Below are 13,418 nucleotides of genomic sequence, written 5' to 3'. Positions count from 1 at the left end.
AGCGGAGGAGGTGGACGTGCCATGGCCGAGCACGACGGCGGTCCGTCGGCGCGCGGACTGGAGGAAGGCCGGCTGCTCAAGGAGCTGGAGGCCATCCACCGTACGCGCCACGAGACCCTGCTGCACGGGTCCGACGATGCCCTGGTCACCCATACGCAGCGGATGAACGAGCTCGAGCACGAGTACGTGCGCCGCCACCCGCAGCGCGCCCAGACGCCGGGCCGCACCCGTACGGGCGCCCGCGCCCGTACCGGGGACGAGGCGGCCCCGTAGCCGGCGGACGCCCCGTAGCCGGTCGAACACCCACCGGCTACGAGGCGTCCTCGCTGGTGTAGCGGAACCGCGCCCACAGCGGCAGGACGAACCAGCACAGCAGGTACCAGACGACGACCCCCGCCACCAGCCAGGGCACGAGGGCGTTGTGCGTGGCCACCCGCAGGATCAGGAAGAGGGCCGACACCAGGGTGGCCAGCAGCAGGACGATGCCCACGAAGGTGAGGCGAGAGGCCCAGCTGACCGCCTGGAGCTTGATCCGGCGGCCCGAGACGATGCGGTGGAAGGCTACGGGGGCGATGAGCGCGCCCGTCGCCAGGGAACCGAGGATGACGGTGACGAGGTAGATCGTCTTGTCGGTCTGCGGGAGCCCTTGGAACTGCGGGGTGAACACCACCGTCAGGAGGAAGCCGAAGAGGATCTGCACACCGGTCTGGGCGACCCGGATCTCCTGGACCAGCTCCTGCCACTGCCGGTCGGCGCGTTCCTCGGGGCTCTCGTTCCGGCCCCTGCCCTTGTCCCCGCCGCCCTGGTCCCTGCTGCCTTCTTCGCTGCTGACCTCGTCCTTGCCCTGCATGGAGCCTCCCTGAAGGGTGTGGCGTCCCGCCCGGCCGCGTCTGCTGCCGGGGGCTACTTCTCGGCGTGCTGCCCCAAGTAGAAGAGCAGCCAGACGAACCCGGCGAACACGTGCGTGCCGAAGATGTAGAAGAAGGCGCGCAGAGCCACGCCGTTCTCCTTCCACTTCTCGTGCTTCGCCGCAGCCTCGGCGGCCGAGGCTGCGGCGTCGGCGGCGGGGTCCTGCGGCACGGGGGCTCCTGGCGGCTGGCGGATCGGGACGGTTCTCCATCGTAGCGACGCACCACATGACAGGCCTGCGCAACGGCAGGCGCTCAATGGGTCGGCTTTGCCTCAAGTGAGACAATCTTGTATCGTTCGAGGCGAAGGAGGCTCACTATCGTGCGGGAAAAAGAACGGCTGGACGGCGCCGCGCGCGTCCTCGCCAGGGACCGGAGCGCCTCGATGGTCCAGATCGCCGACGGCGCCGGGACCGGCCGCGCCACACAGCCCGATCCTGAACGGAATCTCATGCACACCCCCTCGCGGGACCCCCGCCGCTGGATCGTCCTGGCGATCCTCTCCGGCAGCCTCCTGCTGATCTCGATGGACACCACGATCCTCAACGTGGCCTTCCCCTCGCTCGTCGGCGATCTCCAGCCCGGCGCCGTACAGCAGCTGTGGATCATCGACGTCTACGCGCTCGCCCTGTCCGGCCTGCTGGTCACCGCCGGAGCCCTCGGCGACCGCTGGGGCCGCAAGCGGCTCCTCATGGCCGGCTTCGGCATCTTCTCGGTGGCCTCGCTGATCGCCGTGTTCTCCACCGAGGCCTGGCACGTGATCGCGGCCCGCGCCCTCCTCGGCGTCGGCGGCGCCGCGATCATGCCGTCCACCCTGTCGATCCTGCGCAGCGTCTTCACCGACGCCAAGGAGCGCGCCTTCGCGCTCGCCGTCTGGGCGGCCGTCTTCGGCGGCGGCATGGCCTTCGGCCCCGTCGTCGGCGGACTGCTCGTCCAGGACCACGGCTGGCACTCCGCCTTCCTCCTCAACCTGCCCGTCGCCGCCCTCATCGTCGCGGCCGGACTGCGCTACCTGCCCGAATCGCGCTCCGTGCGCGCCGCAGGTAGCTGGGACTGGTGGGGGGTCGCCCAGTCCATCGTGGGCATGCTCGCCCTCGCGGGCGGCATCAAGCAGCTCGGCAAGAGCGGCGTCGGCGACCCGCTGCCCTGGGCGCTCCTCCTCGTCGCCGCCGTCCTGCTGACCGTCTTCGTCCGCCGGCAGCTGCGCCTGGACCACCCGCTGCTCCAGGTGCGGCTGTTCGCCAAGCCCGCCTTCAGCGTCGCGGCCACCGCGATCTTCCTGCCCATGGTGGGCATGGGCGCGATCCTGTTCCTGGTCACCCAGTGGTTCCAGTACGGCCAGGGCTACACCCCGCTGGAGGCCGGCCTGCGGCTGCTGCCCGCCCCGCTCGCGCTGATCTGCGCCTCGATGGTGGCGCCCACCCTGATGCACCGCTTCGCGATCCGCCACGTACTGGGCGCCGGACTGGTCGTGCTGGCCGCGGGCATGGCCCTGCCGTGGACCCTCCAGCAGTTCACCGGCCTCGGCTACCCCGCCTTCGCCGTCGCCCTGACCGTCATGGGGGCGGGCGCCGGCATCGCGACCACCGTCGCCTCGGTCACCCTGGTCTCCGCGGCGCCCGCCGCCGAGGTGTCCAGCGCCGCCGCGATAGAGGAGACCTGCTACGAACTCGGCTCGGCCATGGGCGTGGCCATCCTCGGGTCCGCCGCCGCGGCCCTCTACCGGGGCAACCTCCCCGTCCTCGACCTGGACGGTCCGAGTGCCGAGGCGGTACGCGGCTCCGTCGGCGAGGCCGCGCACACGGCCGAGCGGCTGGGCGGCGCCGTCGGGCAGGCCCTCGCCGACACCGCCTCGCACGCCTACACCCTGGCGATCACCCCGGCGTTCCTGATGGCCGGAGCCCTGGCGGTCGCCGCCGCGGCGACGACCTGGGCGCTCATCCCGCGCGACCTCCAGCCCACCGAGAACCACTGACGGCAGAGGTCGCGAAGGCGGGCGCGGCGGGCGCCGGACCCAGCGTGGTGGTGCCGGGCGCCGCCCGGTGGCCCAGGCCCGTGCGGTACGCGTCCAGGGCGGCCTCGGTCCGCCCGGCCCGCCGCAGCAGGTCACCCAGCAGCCGGCACAGATCGGCCAGGTCACCCGTGGCCCCGCTGCGTTCCAGCAGGGCCAGCGCTTGTACGTAGTGCTCCTCGGCGGACTCGGTCTCACCGCGCTCCTCGGCCATCAGGCCGAGGAGCCGGTGCGCGCCGCCCGCGTGCACGGCGCCGTGCCGGTCCCCGAGCTCCAGCAGCGCCGACAGGAGCGCGGCGGCCTCCTCGTACCGGCCGAGCCGGCGCAGTACGTCGGCCAGCTCCACCTCCACCTGGGCCGTGTACAGCGCGGCCCGCCTGGCCGCCAGCATCTCCCGGGCCGTACGCAACTCCCGCTCGGCCGAGTCGAGTTCCCCGTTCTGTGCCTGGACGTAGCCGCGCATCCAGTGGCAGTGCGCCAGATCGGTACGCAGCCGCAGCTGTGCGTAGATCGCCTGGGCCTTGGCGAGGGAGGCGTCCGCGTCGGCGACCCGCCCCTCGGCGAGGAAGGTCCGTGCGACCTGCCGGTGCATGCCCGCCACCAGCGCCGGATCGCTGACCTGAGGGGCCAGTGCGAGGGCGAGTTCGGCGGCGTGCGCGGCGCGGGCGTGCGCGCCCATGTCGATGTACGGCCCGATCACCGCCGCGTACAGCAGGACCAGCGCCTCGGGATCGGCCAGCCCGCTCGTACCCAGCTCGTCGATGGTGGACTCGAGGAGGTAGCAGGCGTAGCGCAGCTCGCCGGCGAGCAGGTGCGCGACGGCGCGGCCGCGGATGGGGCGGGCGCGGGAGGGGAGCGGCTGCTCGGCCAGCAGGCGTTCGGCCGCTTCGAAGTGCGCTATCGCCCCGGGCAGTTCCCCCGTCTCCAGGGCGCAGTCGCCGAGTCCGAGCTGGGCCTCTGCCTGCTCCGCGGCCAGCCCCAGCTGCTCCGCGTCGGTCAGGAGCTGCCGGTAGCGCACGGCGGCCTCGTCCGCCGCGCCGGTGGCGAGGGTCTGCTGGGCGTCGGTGAGGGCCAGCCGCAGCTCGGTGCCCAGATGGGCGGGGCGTCCGGTGGTCAGTTCCTCGTACGAGGTGCCCAGCCGCTCGGCGAGGAAGCGCAGGGCGGTTTCCGAGGGTCGGACCTTGCCCGCCTCCAGCGTGGAGATGTAGGCAGGTGTGTACGAGCTGCCCGCCAACTGGCGCTGGGTCAGGCCGAGTCCGGTGCGCATGCGCTGAACCCGGCGGCCGATCTGGGCCGGTTCGTCCATGGAGTCCCCCTGGTTGTTCGAACTCCCCAGTATTCAGGGGGAGGAGGCCATTGCGCACCTTCCGCGCGCCACCTAGGTTAAGCAACCGATTCAGCAAATTGATCCAGCTGCTTAACTTTCTTTCCCGGGGGAGGACTTCATGGTCCCAGTCAGGCGTCCGACCGTCCGCGCAGCACTGCGGGCGGCCGTCGCGGGGATCTGCGCGAGCGCCATGCTGCTGGCCGTCGCACCCGCCGGCGCGTCCGGCGCGCCCGCGGAAGCCCGGGTGGAGGTCGAGATACCGGGGCCGGAGCACGGCGGCGACGCCGGCTCCGGCCACACCCTCGTACCGGCCGGCGGCCGGGCGAAGTCCACCGCACGCCTCTCCGAGGCGGAGCGGTCGGCCGACGGCGACGTCACCAAGATGATCGACAACGGACCCACGGACGACCGTCTCGACGTGGTCGTCGTCGGCGACGGATACACCGCCGCCGAACTGGCGAAGTTCCACGCCGACGCCCGGCAGAAATGGGACGAGGTGACGGCCGTCGAGCCGTACACCACCTACCGCAACCTCTTCAACGTCTGGACGGTCGACGCGGTCTCGAACGAATCCGGCGTCTCCGGTGACCCCGACCCGGCCACCGTGCGCGACACCGCCCTCGGCTCGTACTTCTGGTGCGGGGACATCGAGCGGCTGCTCTGCATCGACCAGCCCAAGGTCGACACCTACGTGGCCAAGGCGCCGGCGGCCGACCTGGTCCTCGTCCTGGCCAACAGCGCCAAGTACGGCGGGGCGGGCTACAACGAGCCCAGCGCCACCCTCGGCTACGAGGGCATATCGACGGCCTCGGCGGGTCACGCCAAGTCCGGCCAGGTCGCCATCCACGAGACCGGCCACTCCCTCGGCAAGCTCGCCGACGAGTACTTCTACCCCGGCGTCCCGGACTACGAGAAGTACACCGGCCCCGAGCCCGCCGACTCCAACAGCTCCACCCTCCCCGCCGACCGGATGGCCGCGCAGCGCGCCAAGTGGTACCGCTGGCTCGGCGAGGAGTCGCCGGACGGCGGCGCCGTCGGCGCGTACGAGGGCGGCGGCTACTTCGTCACCGGGCTCCACCGGCCCACCGACGCCTCACTGATGCGGGTCCTGGGCAAGCCCTTCAACCTCCCCGGCATCGAGGCGATGATCGCCGGCTTCCACCGGCACGCGAGGACCGTCACCCCGCTCACCCCGACGGACCGCACCCTGCGGCTGCGCCACACCGCGAAGGCCGCCGTACCCCGGCTGACCGGCGCGGACGGCAGACAGCTCGTGGTCCGCTGGTACCTGGACGGCCGGGAGCTGAAGAGGTTCGAGGGCCGGACCGAGGTGGCGGTGGCCGAGCTGTGGCTCTTCGACCTGCGCACGCACCGGCTGACGGTCACGGCCGAGGACCGCACCCCCTCGGTCCGCGACCCCGGGATCGCCCGCACCCTGCGCTCCACCGCGCAATGGCAGGTGCGTCTCTAGCAGGTGCGTCTCCAGCCGGTGCCTCCAGCCGTGTCTCCGGCAGCTGCGTCTCCAGAGGGTGTCTCGTCGATCAGGCCGTGCCGGAACGGGCCCGGCCGGTGCCCGCGGCGACGAGCGGTCGCGGCGGACACCGGCCGGAGCCGGGCGCGGAGGAGGTTCCGCGGGACGGTGGCTACATGGGGTCCATCCCGCGGTCGTCCATGCCGCCCTCCTTCTCGCTCTGCTCCTGGAGGCGCCGGGCCTTGTCCCGCAGCCGCCGGCTCTCTTCCGGGTCGGTGGCGCGCTGGGCCGCCTCGTTCAGCTCCTTGGCCTTGGCACGCAACTGCTGGGACCGGCCCTGCGAACCGCCTGCAACGCTCATGATCACTCCTAGATCCGTGGGGAGAGCGGGCGGATCCAGCGAAGCAGCAGTACCGTACGATCGCATCTCGAACCATTACTGAGCGTGATGCCGACCCTTCCGGGCATGACAGGCCGTGAGGGGGGCAGTCGTGCAGCATCGGCACAGCGCGGGACTCGGACATGGGCGGTGGGCGTGCGGAGCGTGGGTGTGGAGGAGGAACTCCTCCTCGTAGGAGCCGAGAGCGGAGAGCCGCTGTCCGTGGCGGCCCTGGTCCTGGACGGGGCGGCCCGCGATGCGGCATGCGGCACCGACCACATCTTCGAGAAGGAGCTGAAACGCGAGCAGGTGGAGTTCGCGACGCGTCCCGTGACCGCCATGGAGGAGCTCTCGCAGGAGATCACCCGGTGGCGGTCCGTGGCCGCCCGGCACGCGCGGGCGGCCGGGGCCGCGGTGGCCGCACTGGCCACGTCACCGGTGCGCGTGATTCCCTCGAACAGCCCAGGCGAGCGCTACGCGTGGATGGCGGAGCGCTACGGCATGACCGCCCAGGAACAGCTGACCTGCGGCTGTCACGTCCACGTCTCCGTGGCCTCCGACGAGGAGGGCGTGGCCGTCCTCGACCGGATCCGCCCCTGGCTGCCCGTGATCACCGCGATCAGCGGCAACTCGCCCTTCTGGCAGGGCGAGGACACCGGTTACGGCAGCTACCGCAGCCGCGTGTGGAACCGCTGGCCCTCGGCAGGCCCCACCGAGATCTTCGGGAGCGCCGACCGCTACCACGGGCAGGTGGCCGCCATGGTGGACACCGGAGTGCTCCGCGACAACGGCATGATCTACTTCGACGCGCGGCTCGGGGTGAACTACCCGACCGTCGAGACCCGGGTGGCGGACGTCTGCCTGCATCCCGAGACCACCGTCCTGGTCGCGACCCTCGTCCGCGGCCTCGTGGAAACCGCGGCCCGCGCCTGGGAAGCCGGGGAGCCGCCGGCCCGCATCGGCGTGAGCCTGCTCCGCCTCGCGTCCTGGCGGGCGGCCCGCTCGGGTCTGGACGGCCCCCTGATCCACCCGGCGACCATGCGGGAGACCTCCGCACGGGCCGCCGTCGACGCCCTGTTCGGCCACGTACGGGACGCCCTGGAGGACCACGGGGACGCGGCGGCGGCCCTCCGGGGCATCGACGAGCTCTTCGAGCGTGGCAGCGGGGCGCAAGTACAGCGGCGGCTGTACCGTGCGAGCGGCGATCTGAAGGCCGTCGTGCGCGCGTGCGCGCGGATCACCGCCACCCCGTAGGGCCGTCCGGCCGATCAGCCGCGCCCCAGCCGCGCCTGCCCCCCGGCCCCGGGCTTAGGCTCGGACCAGGCCGACAAGGGGATGGTGCTCATGTGTCGCTGGCTCGCCTACTCGGGTTCCCCCATGCTGCTCGACGCCGTGCTCTACCGCCCGGAGCACTCGCTCATCAACCAGAGCCTGAACGCCCGCCTCGGCGTCGAATCGACCAACGGGGACGGCTTCGGCATCGGCTGGTACAGCGCCGACGGCGTAGGGGACGGCACCCCGGCGGTCTTCCGCGACATCGCACCGGCCTGGAACAACCGCAACCTGCGCGAACTCGCCGGACACGTCCGCTCCCCGCTGTTCTTCGCGCACGTCCGCGCCTCGACCGGCTCGGCGATCCAGCAGACCAACTGCCATCCCTTCCGCCACGGACGCTGGCTGTGGATGCACAACGGGGCCATCACAGACTTCGAACGCCTCCAGCGCGACCTGTGCATGGCCGTCGACCCGGCGCTCTTCTCCTCCATCGAGGGCTCCACGGACTCCGAGGTGATGTTCTACCTGGCGGTCACCTACGGCCTCGACCAGGACGTCCCCGGCGCCGTGGCCCGGATGGCGGGCCTGGTGGAGCGCCTCGGCAAGGAACACGGGGTGGCGGACCCGCTCCAGATGACCGTGGCCGTGAGCGACGGCGAGCGGGTGTGGGCCTTCCGCTACTCCAGCCAGGGCAGGTCCCGCTCGCTCTACTACAGCAGCAAGGCCGAGACCGTCCGGCGCCTGCACCCCGAGACGCATTTCCTCAGCGAGGTCTCCGACGCCACCCGGGTCGTGGTCTCCGAACCCCTGGGAGACCTCCCCGGGGTGTGGAACGAACTTCCCGAGGCCAGCTACACGGTGATCCCCTCGCCTCCCGGGGAGGACTACCTGCCGTTCATCCCGGAACCGCCCTGACCCGGCCCGTCCGGTTCGTCCTTCAGGGCCGTGGTGAGGGTGAACAGGGCCCCGTCCGGGTCACGCATCGCCACCCACCGCTCCGTCGCGTTCGAGGTGACGTCCGAGACGGTCCGCCCGCCGAGGGACAGAGCCGCCTCCAGCGCGGGCCCGAGCCGCGGGACGCGGAAGTGGACGTGCCAGCGGGGCCTGGTGTGCGCCGCGTAGCCGGCGAGCTCGACGGGGCCGCTGTTGAGACGGGCGACGGGCTCCCCGCCCTGCCGGAGCACGACCTGGTCCTCCTCGTACGAGACCTCGCAGCAGCCGACCCGGCCGGTGGCCCACTCCAGCACCGCGCCGTAGAAGATCGCCGCGTCGAAGGCGTTCCTGGTCCGCAGCTCCAGCCAGGCCGGGGCCGGGCCCTGGCCCACCCGCCAGTCCGAGGACACATCGCCCTCCCAGATCCCGAAGACCGCCCCGTCCGGGTCGGCGACCAGCGCCGCGCGGCCGCCGGAGGGGAAGGAGACCGGGCCGACGGCGATCGTGCCGGTGCGCTCGCGGATGCGGTCCACGGCCACGTCGGCGTCGTCGACGGCGAAGTACGGGGTCCAGGCCACCGCGACCCCCAGGTCCGCCGCCAGCGCCCCGATACCCGCCACCGGTACCCCGTCGAGCTCGGCGACCGAGAAGGCCTCGCCGAGGCGGCCCCGCCGGAACCGCCAGCCCGCGACCGCTCCGTAGAACTGCTGCGCGGTGCCGAGGTCGCGGGCCATCAGGCTCACCCAGCACGGAGCCCCGAAGACCTCCCTGGTGGAAACTTTCACAGCTCCGTCCCTCCGTGAGCCCCGAGTCTCATTCTGGTCCCTTTCGGGACGGATCACGACCTTCCCCGTGGCGCCGGGACACGCCCCCGCGCCCTCACCGCCCGGCCCCGTACGGCGCTAACCTCTCTCCCGGACGCCCGGATCCCGCTCGGAAGGCAGGTCCCCGCATGGTGAGCACCCAGGTACCCGTGATCGATCTCGGCCCGTGGCGCTCCGGCGACGCCGGCGCCCAGGCCCGTACGGCGGCCCGCGTCGACGAGGCCCTGCGCGCGGCCGGATTCCTGCTGGTCACCGGGCACGGAGTGGACCCGGCGCTGCCCGCGCGGATCCGGGAGGAGGCAGCCGCGTTCTTCCGGCTGCCGGCCCGTACGAAGGAGCCGTACGCGGTCACGGTCGGTGGCCGGGGCTGGCTCGGCCCGGGGGCCGAGGCCAACAGCTACGCGGAGGGCACCGCCTCCCCTCCCGACCTCAAGGAGTCCTGGTCCTGGGCCGCGGAGGACCCGACCGGGATCCCGTCCGTGGACCAGGAGTGGTTCCGCCCGAACGCGTGGCCGGCCGAGGTGCCGGCGCTGCGGCCCCTGGTCACCGAGTACCTGTCCCGGATGCGGGCCCTCTCGGACGAGCTGCTGGAACTCCTGGCCACCGCCCTCGGCCTCGCCGAGGACCACTTCACCCGCCACACCTCCCACCCCACCTGGGGTTTCAACGTCAACTGGTACCCGGGCACCGAGGTCGTCGGCCCACCCCTGCCCGGCCAGTTCCGCATCGGCGCGCACACCGACTTCGGCACCGTCACGGTCCTCGACCGGCAGCTGGGCACGGGCGGCCTCCAGATCCACACCGACGCCGAGGGCTGGCAGGACGCCCCGTACGACCCGGCCGCGCTCACCGTGAACATCGGCGACCTGATGGCCCGCTGGACGGGAGACCGCTGGCGCGCGGGCCGCCACCGGGTACTGCCGCCGCCCGCCGACGCACCGGCCGAGGAACTGATCTCGCTGGTCTACTTCTACGAGTGCGACCCGCACACCCGGGTGGAGTCCCTGCCCGCCCCGGTCGGCCGCGTGGTGCACGACCCGGTCGACTCCCACACGTACCTGCGGGCGAAGCTGGACGCCATCAGCGTCACCGAGCCGCAGGGCACCGCGACCCCGGGATGAGGGCCCCGATTACCGCTGCGCACCGGTGTTCGGCAGGATGGGCCGCATGACCGAGATCCTCACCCCCCGCCTCTTGCTCCGCCGCTGGCACGACGACGACCTCGTCCCCCTGTCCGAGATCAACGGGGACCCCGAAGTGATGCGGTGGATCGGCGACGGCTCGGTCCGCGACCTGGAGGAGACCGCCGAGGACATCGAGCGCTGGGAGGAGGAGTGGGACGAGGAGGGCTTCGGGATCTTCGCCGTCGAGCTCCTCGGATCCGGCGAGCTGATCGGCGCGGTCGGCCTCTCCTTGCCCGAGTACCTGCCCGAGGTGTACCCGGCCGTCGCGATCACCTGGCGGCTGGGCCGCCAGTACTGGGGCCAGGGCTACGCCTCCGAGGCCGCCCAGGCCACCTTGGAGTTCGCCCTCCAGGACCGGGGGCTGGACCGGGTCGTCGCCATCAACCGGTCGGGCAACGACGAGTCCGAGAACGTGATCCGCAAACTGGGCATGGTGCTGGAGCGCGACACCACCCACCCCCAGGACGGCTACCTCCTCCAGATCCACGGCATCGACCTCACCGAGTACGAGGCCTGATCCGGCCCTGTCGGCAACACACCCTCCGGCTCCCGTTCCGCGCATCGGCCGATCGGATGACTGGGGCCTCGTCCGGACCGCTCGCGGGCTCCGCCCGGCGGGCGGACCGGCCCCGGCCCCCGCCGCGGTGACCATGGAACGGGGGAGCGGGAGGGCGTACGTGGTCCCTCCCCGCCCCGGAGCCGAGAGGGACACCATGACCCCGCACGACCGACAGCTCCTCGCCGCCGCCGGGCGCGGCGACGCGGCCGAGGTGGCCGCGGCACTCGCCGCGGGCGCCGCCGTGGAGGCCCGCGACGCGCAGGAACGCACCCCGCTGCTGCTCGCCGTACTCGGCGACCACCTGGACGCCGCGGGGCTGCTGCTCGCCGCGGGCGCCGACCCGAACGCCCAGGACTCCCGCGAGGACAGCCCCTGGCTGGTCACCGGCGTCACCGGCAGCGTCCGCATGATGCGGCTGCTGCTGCCCGCCGGGCCCGATCTGAAGCTGCGCAACCGCTTCGGCGGGATCTCCCTCATCCCGGCCGCCGAGCGCGGGCACACCGCGTACGTGCGCGCCGTGCTGGACGAGACGGACATCGACGCCGACCACGTCAACCGGCTCGGCTGGACCGCCCTGCTGGAGGCCGTGATCCTCGGCGACGGCGGCCCGCGCCACGAGGAGATCGTCGCTACGCTGCTCGCCGCCGGCGCCGACCCCGCCCTCGGCGACCACGACGGGGTGACCCCGTACGAGCACGCCGCGCGCCGCGGCTTCGACGGCATGGCGCGCCTCTTGCGGGAGGCGGCGGAGCGGGAGGCCGGCCGATGAGCCGCCGCGCCACGGGTACCCGTACGCTCCTCGCCGCGCTGGCCGTGGTCCTGGCGGCCGGAGCCTGCACCCCGCAGCCGCAGGACTCCGCGCAGCGCCCGGCCGCGCCGGCGCCCTCCGCCGCCTCCCCGCTGCCGTCCACCGCGCGGACCCCCCAGGGCACCCTCCTGACCGCCGACTTCGGCGCCGACACGGTCACCTTCGTGGACGCGGAGCGCGGCGCGGTCGCCTCGGTTCCCGTGGGCAGGGCGCCGTACGGGCTGGCCGTCGGCGCGGACGGCCGGGCCTGGGTGGCCACGGCCGAGGGGGTCGCGGTCGTCGACACCCACACCCGCCGGCGCACCGCCCTGATCCCCTACCGCACCGGCACCGGACCCGTCACGGACGGCGAGTACCGCGGCGGCGGCATGGGCATCGCGCTCTCGCCCGACGGAGCGCGCGCCTACGTCGGGGTCAACGTGCCCGGGACCACCGGGGTGCTGGAGGTCGTCGACACGGCGAAGTCCGAGGTCACGGCCGTGGTCCCGGTGGGCCGGCGCCCCTTCGACGTGGACGTCTCGAGGGACGGCGCCGAGGTCTACGTCACCGGTCACGACTCCTTCGACGTCACCGTGGTGGAGGCGGGCCCGCTCCGGCCGCGCCGGATCGAGGTGGCCCCGTACGGGACGGAGGGCGGGCTCGCCTCCTGGCTGAAGCCGCACTACGCCGTCGTACGGCCGTCCGACGGGAGGCTGCTGCTGCCCTTCGAGGGCGAGCGGCTCGCCGTCGTAGACCCGCGGACCGGCGCCACCGCGGTCGAGCCGATGACCGCCGACACCCATCAGCACGGTGCGACGGGCACCCCCGACGGCCGCCTCCTGGTCGTCGGCACGGGGGCCGTGCGGCCCGGGGACGGCAAGGGCCCCTCGCTCACGGTCCGTTCCCCGGACGGCGCGGAGCGCGTCCACCCGCTCGACGGTCCCCACGAGGACGTGGCCGTCTCCCCGGACGGCCGCACCGCCTACGTCACGGGCGGCTACACCCGTGACGGCTACTGGAACGGCATCACCGTCGTCGACCTCGACAAGGGCAGCACCCGCCGCCTTCCCGCGGGCGCCAGGCCGCTGGGCATCGCCGTCCTCTGAGCGCTCAGGCGGGAGCGGAGCCGGGGACCTGGGCGCCGCCGCCCGCACGGATCGCCGCGAGCGCGGCGGCGTGCAGCGCGGCGGGGCCGCCGTGGTGGGGGAGGGGGCTGCCGGTGAGCGTGTACCACTCGTCGGCGTCCTTGTACTGGACGTCGATGCGCAGCAGGTCCCCGGCCACGGTGGAGCGCAGCGTGAGCGGGCCGGTGATCACCCCGACCTCGTCCGTCATCGCACCGCCCGGCCCGGCGAGCACCTCGTCCTGCCACTGCCGTGCCCCGGTCATGAGGCGCAGGTGTCCAGCATGGTGGTGAGCATCTTCTTCTCCGGCTCGGTGACGGTCAGGTCGTACGCGGATTTGACGGTGGTCCAGGCCCGGCCGTACTGGCACCAGCTCGAACGCTCCGGCGGCTGCCACAGGTCGGGGCTCTGGTCGCCCTTCGACCGGTTGGAGGACGCGGTGACGGCGAGCAGCTGAGGATGGGTCAGGTCGTTGGCGAAGGCCTTGCGCCTGGCCGCGTCCCAGCCGGCCGCGCCGGAGCGCCAGCCCTCGGCGAGGGGCACCATGTGTTATCCGTACCCGTTCCTTAGCGTCATCGACGTCGGCCACAGGTGCATCCAGGCCCGTGTCCTTCCTGTCAGCGTCGCGTTATCCGG

The 13,418-nt window shown here is 73.0% G+C and carries 15 protein-coding genes and 1 pseudogene; 9 read left to right on the top strand and 7 right to left on the bottom strand.

Annotated elements, in window-relative coordinates; genetic code table 11:
- The first annotated feature begins 21 nt into the window (after positions 1–21).
- Complete coding sequence (locus AB0D94_RS30185) at positions 22–273, top strand: DUF6158 family protein (protein ID WP_362058118.1); 252 nt, start codon at positions 22–24, stop codon at positions 271–273.
- Positions 274–310: 37 nt separating this feature from the next.
- Here AB0D94_RS30185 and AB0D94_RS30180 read toward each other — a convergent pair whose 3' ends face one another.
- Together AB0D94_RS30180 and AB0D94_RS30175 are read right to left on the bottom strand one after the other, a co-directional pair.
- Positions 311–850, bottom strand: coding sequence for a DUF6328 family protein (locus AB0D94_RS30180; protein ID WP_362058115.1), 540 nt, complete (start codon positions 848–850; stop codon positions 311–313).
- 53 nt (positions 851–903) lie between these two features.
- On the bottom strand, positions 904–1,080 hold the full coding sequence (locus tag AB0D94_RS30175; RefSeq protein WP_362058112.1) for a DUF6126 family protein: 177 nt from the start codon (positions 1,078–1,080) through the stop codon (positions 904–906).
- Between the two features lie 150 nt (positions 1,081–1,230).
- Between AB0D94_RS30175 and AB0D94_RS30170 the strand changes: the two genes are divergently transcribed.
- Positions 1,231–2,883, top strand: coding sequence for an MFS transporter (locus AB0D94_RS30170; protein ID WP_362058109.1), 1,653 nt, complete (start codon positions 1,231–1,233; stop codon positions 2,881–2,883).
- Here AB0D94_RS30170 and AB0D94_RS30165 read toward each other — a convergent pair.
- Positions 2,846–4,225 carry a helix-turn-helix transcriptional regulator gene (locus AB0D94_RS30165; RefSeq protein WP_362058106.1) on the bottom strand — a complete coding sequence of 460 codons (1,380 nt, stop codon included), beginning with the start codon at positions 4,223–4,225 and terminating at the stop codon, positions 2,846–2,848. The genes AB0D94_RS30170 and AB0D94_RS30165 overlap by 38 nt on opposite strands.
- Positions 4,226–4,436: 211 nt before the next feature.
- On the opposite strand from AB0D94_RS30165, the gene AB0D94_RS30160 reads away from it, so the two are divergent.
- On the top strand, positions 4,437–5,717 hold the full coding sequence (locus tag AB0D94_RS30160; RefSeq protein WP_362058211.1) for a M64 family metallopeptidase: 1,281 nt from the start codon (positions 4,437–4,439) through the stop codon (positions 5,715–5,717).
- Between the two features lie 172 nt (positions 5,718–5,889).
- On the opposite strand, the gene AB0D94_RS30155 is transcribed toward AB0D94_RS30160, so the two are convergent.
- The gene (locus AB0D94_RS30155; RefSeq protein WP_362058103.1) at positions 5,890–6,078 is read right to left on the bottom strand and encodes a DUF6381 family protein; all 189 of its coding nucleotides are present in this window, start codon (positions 6,076–6,078) and stop codon (positions 5,890–5,892) included.
- 174 nt (positions 6,079–6,252) lie between these two features.
- Here AB0D94_RS30155 and AB0D94_RS30150 point away from each other — a divergent pair, with 174 nt between their 5' ends.
- Complete coding sequence (locus AB0D94_RS30150) at positions 6,253–7,350, top strand: glutamate--cysteine ligase (protein WP_362058100.1); 1,098 nt, start codon at positions 6,253–6,255, stop codon at positions 7,348–7,350.
- Positions 7,351–7,440: 90 nt separating this feature from the next.
- Positions 7,441–8,286, top strand: coding sequence for a class II glutamine amidotransferase (locus AB0D94_RS30145; RefSeq protein WP_362058097.1), 846 nt, complete (start codon positions 7,441–7,443; stop codon positions 8,284–8,286).
- Here the strand turns inward: AB0D94_RS30145 and AB0D94_RS30140 are convergent.
- Positions 8,256–9,038: a VOC family protein gene (locus AB0D94_RS30140; protein WP_362058208.1), complete on the bottom strand. Its 783-nt coding sequence runs from the start codon at positions 9,036–9,038 to the stop codon at positions 8,256–8,258. The genes AB0D94_RS30145 and AB0D94_RS30140 overlap by 31 nt on opposite strands.
- A 218-nt stretch (positions 9,039–9,256) precedes the next feature.
- Here AB0D94_RS30140 and AB0D94_RS30135 point away from each other — a divergent pair, with 218 nt between their 5' ends.
- The 4 genes from AB0D94_RS30135 (at position 9,257) to AB0D94_RS30120 (ending at position 12,764) form a co-directional block, all read left to right on the top strand.
- Positions 9,257–10,249: a 2-oxoglutarate and iron-dependent oxygenase domain-containing protein gene (locus tag AB0D94_RS30135; RefSeq protein ID WP_362058094.1), complete on the top strand. Its 993-nt coding sequence runs from the start codon at positions 9,257–9,259 to the stop codon at positions 10,247–10,249.
- 46 nt (positions 10,250–10,295) lie between these two features.
- The gene (locus AB0D94_RS30130; protein WP_362058091.1) at positions 10,296–10,829 is read left to right on the top strand and encodes a GNAT family N-acetyltransferase; all 534 of its coding nucleotides are present in this window, start codon (positions 10,296–10,298) and stop codon (positions 10,827–10,829) included.
- A 196-nt stretch (positions 10,830–11,025) separates the two neighbouring features.
- Complete coding sequence (locus AB0D94_RS30125) at positions 11,026–11,640, top strand: ankyrin repeat domain-containing protein (RefSeq protein ID WP_362058088.1); 615 nt, start codon at positions 11,026–11,028, stop codon at positions 11,638–11,640.
- Complete coding sequence (locus AB0D94_RS30120; protein ID WP_362058085.1) at positions 11,637–12,764, top strand: YncE family protein; 1,128 nt, start codon at positions 11,637–11,639, stop codon at positions 12,762–12,764. The genes AB0D94_RS30125 and AB0D94_RS30120 overlap by 4 nt, the downstream gene beginning before the upstream one ends.
- Positions 12,765–12,768: 4 nt before the next feature.
- Here the strand turns inward: AB0D94_RS30120 and AB0D94_RS30115 are convergent, their stop codons facing one another.
- Together AB0D94_RS30115 and AB0D94_RS30110 are read right to left on the bottom strand one after the other, a co-directional pair.
- The gene (locus AB0D94_RS30115; protein WP_362058082.1) at positions 12,769–13,047 is read right to left on the bottom strand and encodes a hypothetical protein; all 279 of its coding nucleotides are present in this window, start codon (positions 13,045–13,047) and stop codon (positions 12,769–12,771) included.
- Positions 13,044–13,331: pseudogene (locus tag AB0D94_RS30110) on the bottom strand (DUF1524 domain-containing protein); the annotation flags it as partial. The pseudogene AB0D94_RS30110 and the gene AB0D94_RS30115, both read right to left, overlap by 4 nt.
- Positions 13,332–13,418 lie beyond the last annotated feature (87 nt).

Origin of the sequence: Streptomyces sp. NPDC048255 (assembly GCF_040652415.1) — a bacterium.
Taxonomy (GTDB): domain Bacteria; phylum Actinomycetota; class Actinomycetes; order Streptomycetales; family Streptomycetaceae; genus Streptomyces.
This window is presented reverse-complemented; position numbering and strand designations above follow the sequence as displayed.

Excerpts from the sequence above, each read along its gene's own strand:
- AB0D94_RS30185 (WP_362058118.1), top strand. The coding sequence starts at position 22 with ATGGCCGAGCACGACGGCGGTCCGTCGGCGCGCGGACTGGAGGAAGGC.
- AB0D94_RS30130 (WP_362058091.1), top strand. The coding sequence starts at position 10,296 with ATGACCGAGATCCTCACCCCCCGCCTCTTGCTCCGCCGCTGGCACGAC.
- AB0D94_RS30155 (WP_362058103.1), bottom strand. The coding sequence starts at position 6,078 with ATGAGCGTTGCAGGCGGTTCGCAGGGCCGGTCCCAGCAGTTGCGTGCC.
- AB0D94_RS30180 (WP_362058115.1), bottom strand. The coding sequence starts at position 850 with ATGCAGGGCAAGGACGAGGTCAGCAGCGAAGAAGGCAGCAGGGACCAG.
- AB0D94_RS30115 (WP_362058082.1), bottom strand. The coding sequence starts at position 13,047 with ATGACCGGGGCACGGCAGTGGCAGGACGAGGTGCTCGCCGGGCCGGGC.
- AB0D94_RS30120 (WP_362058085.1), top strand. The coding sequence starts at position 11,637 with ATGAGCCGCCGCGCCACGGGTACCCGTACGCTCCTCGCCGCGCTGGCC.
- AB0D94_RS30140 (WP_362058208.1), bottom strand. The coding sequence starts at position 9,038 with ATGGCCCGCGACCTCGGCACCGCGCAGCAGTTCTACGGAGCGGTCGCG.
- AB0D94_RS30165 (WP_362058106.1), bottom strand. The coding sequence starts at position 4,225 with ATGGACGAACCGGCCCAGATCGGCCGCCGGGTTCAGCGCATGCGCACC.
- AB0D94_RS30125 (WP_362058088.1), top strand. The coding sequence starts at position 11,026 with ATGACCCCGCACGACCGACAGCTCCTCGCCGCCGCCGGGCGCGGCGAC.
- AB0D94_RS30135 (WP_362058094.1), top strand. The coding sequence starts at position 9,257 with ATGGTGAGCACCCAGGTACCCGTGATCGATCTCGGCCCGTGGCGCTCC.
- AB0D94_RS30145 (WP_362058097.1), top strand. The coding sequence starts at position 7,441 with ATGTGTCGCTGGCTCGCCTACTCGGGTTCCCCCATGCTGCTCGACGCC.
- AB0D94_RS30160 (WP_362058211.1), top strand. The coding sequence starts at position 4,437 with ATGCTGCTGGCCGTCGCACCCGCCGGCGCGTCCGGCGCGCCCGCGGAA.